5 protein-coding genes are annotated in these 3943 nt (G+C 57.9%); 2 read left to right on the top strand and 3 right to left on the bottom strand.

The genetic code is table 11. The features are described 5' to 3' along the window. Nucleotides 1–294: 294 nt before the first annotated feature. Together RMO15_RS05030 and RMO15_RS05025 are read right to left on the bottom strand one after the other, a co-directional pair. A complete protein-coding gene (locus tag RMO15_RS05030) occupies nt 295–1149 on the bottom strand; it encodes a sugar phosphate isomerase/epimerase (protein ID WP_309708662.1) in 855 nt (284 codons plus the stop codon). A gap of 13 nt (nt 1150–1162) precedes the next feature. Then, the gene (locus RMO15_RS05025; RefSeq protein WP_309708660.1) at nt 1163–2020 is read right to left on the bottom strand and encodes an aminoglycoside phosphotransferase family protein; all 858 of its coding nucleotides are present in this window, start codon (nt 2018–2020) and stop codon (nt 1163–1165) included. A 34-nt stretch (nt 2021–2054) separates the two neighbouring features. Between RMO15_RS05025 and RMO15_RS05020 the strand changes: the two genes are divergently transcribed. Continuing rightward, complete coding sequence (locus RMO15_RS05020) at nt 2055–2600, top strand: hypothetical protein (protein ID WP_309708657.1); 546 nt, start codon at nt 2055–2057, stop codon at nt 2598–2600. Nucleotide 2601: 1 nt separating this feature from the next. Here RMO15_RS05020 and RMO15_RS05015 read toward each other — a convergent pair whose 3' ends face one another. Continuing rightward, complete coding sequence (locus tag RMO15_RS05015) at nt 2602–3090, bottom strand: hypothetical protein (RefSeq protein WP_309708655.1); 489 nt, start codon at nt 3088–3090, stop codon at nt 2602–2604. 69 nt (nt 3091–3159) lie between these two features. Here RMO15_RS05015 and RMO15_RS05010 point away from each other — a divergent pair, with 69 nt between their 5' ends. Then, the gene (locus tag RMO15_RS05010) at nt 3160–3897 is read left to right on the top strand and encodes an aldo/keto reductase (protein WP_309708653.1); all 738 of its coding nucleotides are present in this window, start codon (nt 3160–3162) and stop codon (nt 3895–3897) included. The last annotated feature ends 46 nt before the right edge of the window (nt 3898–3943 follow it).

Raw genomic sequence — 3943 nt, 5'->3', positions numbered from 1 at the left:
GGAGGTGATGCAAACACTCAATTTACATTTCCATGAAGTGTGCCCCCGCTGGAACTACACATTCAAGCCTCGCTTGACGCCAACGCCAAGGTAAGGTTTGCAATGTCAAGATACGGAAGTAGATTTTGGACGACTACTTAGCCACCGTGACGGCTGTTCTTGGGCTTGTTAACCCCGTCTGGGAAAGACACCCGCCGATGGTCGCTTGGACAAACGCGGGAATGTCTCTCGGTTTTGCTCTGATATTTATCCTGGCAGGGCGGTGGCTGAGCTGGCAAGAAGATTAGAGACTGTTTAACCTTTCATGCGCAACTTTCGGTAGTTTTCCAAGCACTTCTGGCTGGTCTCCAGCGACGGATAGCGGCTGCCTTCTTGCTCGATTAAGAAACACTCGACTCCGCCCTTGCGCTCGGCGGCCTCTAGCAGCGCCTTCCAGGGCGTGTCACCTTCACCGAAGAGCACTTTATAGCCCTCGGTCTTGCCCCAGTCTTTGAGGTGCATGGAGCGAATCCGTCCGGGGTTCTCGTTGACCCAGGCGATGGGATCGTAGCCCACTTCCACCGCCGTGCCCACGTCAAATTGCAGCGTGACATCCTTGGGCGTGTTCTTGGCCAGTACCTGGATCGGGCGAAAGCCTCCCTCAAGCTCACGAAACTCTAGCTGATGGTTGTGGTAGCCGACACGCATCTTCAGCAGCTTGAGGGCCTGCGATGCCGACGTGAGCTCGTCGGCGAGCTTCTTCCAGTCGTCCTGGGTCTGGACACGCCCCGGACTTGCCGAGACAATGGTCTTAGAGCCGAGAATCTGATTGAGCTCAATCGCTTTTTTTAGGCCGTCACCCGTGAGTGCATTGCGGCCATTGTGCGTCGAGAGGCACTTGATCTTCAGCTCGTCCAGCAACTTGCGGACGTCTTTGGCGTACTCCGGCGTCCAGCTCTGGTACGGCGAGTAGAACTCCACCACTTCGTAGCCCTGAGCCGCGACCGCACGCACCGTGCCCATCAGGTCTTTTGCCAGCATGTCCCGCACCGAGTAGAGCTCCAGCCCCACCGGAATCCGCTTCTTCGCCTCAGCAGGAGCCGCAAGTGCGAGTGCTCCCGCCGCCCCGATTCCTAAAAATGACCGCCGTGTCAGTTCGTTGTTTTCCATGCCTCGTATTTAATCAGGGAGCCAGCCGCTGGGCAAGTATCAGGTGCTCTGTACTATGGCGGGACATCGCCGCCGCGCGGGCAAAGAGCCAGAGTCGAAGGCGCATCGGGTCAAGTTGCAGCGGCTCGGCGAGCGCAAGAATCGTCTGCTCTGGAGTATCCAAAAGGCGCGGGAGATCGTTGAAAAGATGCTGCGTGATATCGTAGGCGCGATCACCAACAAAGGGCTTCGGGTCGATCATCAGCCAGGGCTCGCGCTCGGCCACGAGAATATTGCTGGCGTGCAGATCGGTGGTGAGTAGAACGTCATCGGGTGCCGGGCGAGAGAGCTCCTCAAAGAGCACCAGCCCAGCACGCACCAGGCCGGGATCAGGCCAGAGGGCTTCGTCAGCGCGGCCCTCACCGCTCCAGAACTGCATTTGCTCGGCGAGTGGGCGGAACGGGTGCGGCTCCAGAGGCCTTCGCCAGAACCGCTTGAGCATCGTGACAATTACTTCGTCTTGTTTCTCCAGAGAAAACTCTCGCAGGCGCGTTCCGGGCAGGCAGCGCTCCATTAGAAACGCATTATTGGGCTCGTCGGTCTCAAAAACACGCACCGCGCCGTCGCCGTTCCAGAAGCGAAGCCCCGCGATCTCGTGCTCCGCCTCCATGTGCGGCCAGCCAATCTTGAAGATCGCCGTGGAGCCATCGGTGCGGGTGGCAGGCGCAACCCAGGAGCAGCTCACGTGGTCACCATCGAAGGGCTCCCCGAGAGAGATTTCCCAGCGATTCGCTAGTTCTGGGAGGAGTACGGGCAATCGCTCCAGCCACGCTCGTCCCTCTGGGTTGTTCAGAAAGGTACTTTGCAGCCGTTGTGGAATCGTGGGCTTCATGACAATAGTGTATCTTTTCTGATATATCACCTGCATGCAAGAGATTGAGGAAGCACTTGCTGCACTAATTGGTGCACAGCTCACCGATATGTGGTGTTACGCGGGTCGCCAGGTTTTAGAATTTGGTGAGCAAGTGCCCTTTGTTAACAAGAAAGGCAAGCACGTGTCGCGTGCGCCCGCAAGCCTCATCCTCTCATGCGACTGGCAGCTTTGGGACGGAGTCGAGATTATCCTGTCGTCCTCGGATTTCATCCCCGAGCGGCGCGATGGGGATGCGGATGGCTTCTATGGCTTTATCGCTACGGCTCCCCCTCAGGTCGAAACCGTGGTGGTCTTGGAGCAAGGGGCGCTTCGTCTCTTGCTCTCCTCCGGCCATACGCTAGAGGTCAATCCTACTGCCTGGAACAGTCCACACCAAGCCTTTCTGCCGGGTGAGCAGTGGCGCTTCATCGCAGATACGATGCCTGATGAACAATTAGTCATCACTTCGACCGGCTACGAGTTTATCGACTGCGAATCCTTCACCCCTCTGGTGGCGCGAGGCATGCAATCTCGCAAGCCAGAAACATCCACCACATGACTTAGGGGGCTTTCTCCAGCGTGCAGTCCTTAAGAAAGACCGACCCCATCTTGCCATCAACCGTCCCACGCACGGTCACGGGGTCGCGTGGCTTGAGTTTCTTCAGCAAAGTACGAAGCCTGTCGCGGGCGCTGTTGGGGAAGTTGCAGATCACTCCCCCAACCGGGATATAGAAGCCATTGGACTCGTGAGGGACATAGAGAAAGAGATCGGGGTTTGTAATCTCCCCCTTCTTTGCTCGCTCTTTGTCAATCTCGACACTCGTGTGCTCGCGCACCACATAGCCCGTGACGAGGACCTGCTTGCCACGGAGCTGTCTATCGGCCTGCTTCCCGTCCTTCTCGTAGAGATCAAAAAGATCATGGGCAGTGAAAGAGTACACCCCCTGTGCATCGGGCGCGGGAAGCAGCAGTGGTGTATGCGGCTCTTCTCGTGATCGGCAACCTACCCCGCCCAGCAGCGCCAGCAAGAAACAGAGAAGCTTTTTCATCGTGCAGCCAGTATATCGGAACACTCCCCGACCGTGATTCCCGACTCTCTCTGCGGGTACACTCTTCCCATGAACTTCACCACGCTAGGCAGGACGGGCCTTTCGGTTAGCAAGATGGGCCTGGGTTGCGGAGGGCATAGTCGCCTAGGGCTGGCGACGGGTAAAGATGAAGCCAATGCGATTTCTGTGGTGCATAAAGCGCTGGAGCTGGGCGTCAACTTCCTAGATACCGCCGAGAGCTACAAAACCGAGACGGCAGTTGGGAAAGCGCTGGCACTAGCCAAAGCGCCACGAGAGAGTGTGGTTCTCTCGACCAAGCTGGGGCCGAAAAGTGGCGAGAACTTCTCAACGAAATTGGAGTTCAAGGAGCGCTTTAACGGCAATCTCGCCCGTCTCCAGACCGACTACGTGGATCTCTTAAACCTACACGGCGTCACGACCGACGAGTACGCCTACTGCCTCAGCGAGCTGGTTCCCGCGCTTTTGGAGCTGCGCGACGAAGGCAAGATTCGCTTTCTGGGGATCACCGAGGCCTTTGGCCACGATCCACAGCACGCAATGCTAGGCCCGGCGGTGCAGAACGATAACTGCTGGGATGTGGTGATGGTGGGCTTCAACGTCCTCAATCAGTCCGCACGGGAGCGCGTGCTTGCCCACACCCAGGCTAAATATATTGGGACACTCTGCATGTTCGCCGTGCGCCGCGTCCTGAGCAACCCGGAAGCGCTACACTCCCTCCTTGCAGAGCTTGTCGCCAGTGGTCAGCTCCCCAACGAAGCTCTCGAACCAGGGTCGTGCCAGCCGTGATGACGTATGCGGTCGACCGCAAGTCCGCCCGGTCGAGAAGGCGAAC

It is taken from the genome of Armatimonas sp., assembly GCF_031410135.1.
In the GTDB taxonomy this organism is placed as follows: Bacteria; Armatimonadota; Armatimonadia; order Armatimonadales; family Armatimonadaceae; genus Armatimonas.
This window is presented reverse-complemented; position numbering and strand designations above follow the sequence as displayed.

Excerpts from the sequence above, each read along its gene's own strand:
- RMO15_RS05020 (WP_309708657.1), top strand. The coding sequence starts at position 2,055 with ATGCAAGAGATTGAGGAAGCACTTGCTGCACTAATTGGTGCACAGCTC.
- RMO15_RS05010 (WP_309708653.1), top strand. The coding sequence starts at position 3,160 with ATGAACTTCACCACGCTAGGCAGGACGGGCCTTTCGGTTAGCAAGATG.
- RMO15_RS05030 (WP_309708662.1), bottom strand. The coding sequence starts at position 1,149 with ATGGAAAACAACGAACTGACACGGCGGTCATTTTTAGGAATCGGGGCG.
- RMO15_RS05015 (WP_309708655.1), bottom strand. The coding sequence starts at position 3,090 with ATGAAAAAGCTTCTCTGTTTCTTGCTGGCGCTGCTGGGCGGGGTAGGT.
- RMO15_RS05025 (WP_309708660.1), bottom strand. The coding sequence starts at position 2,020 with ATGAAGCCCACGATTCCACAACGGCTGCAAAGTACCTTTCTGAACAAC.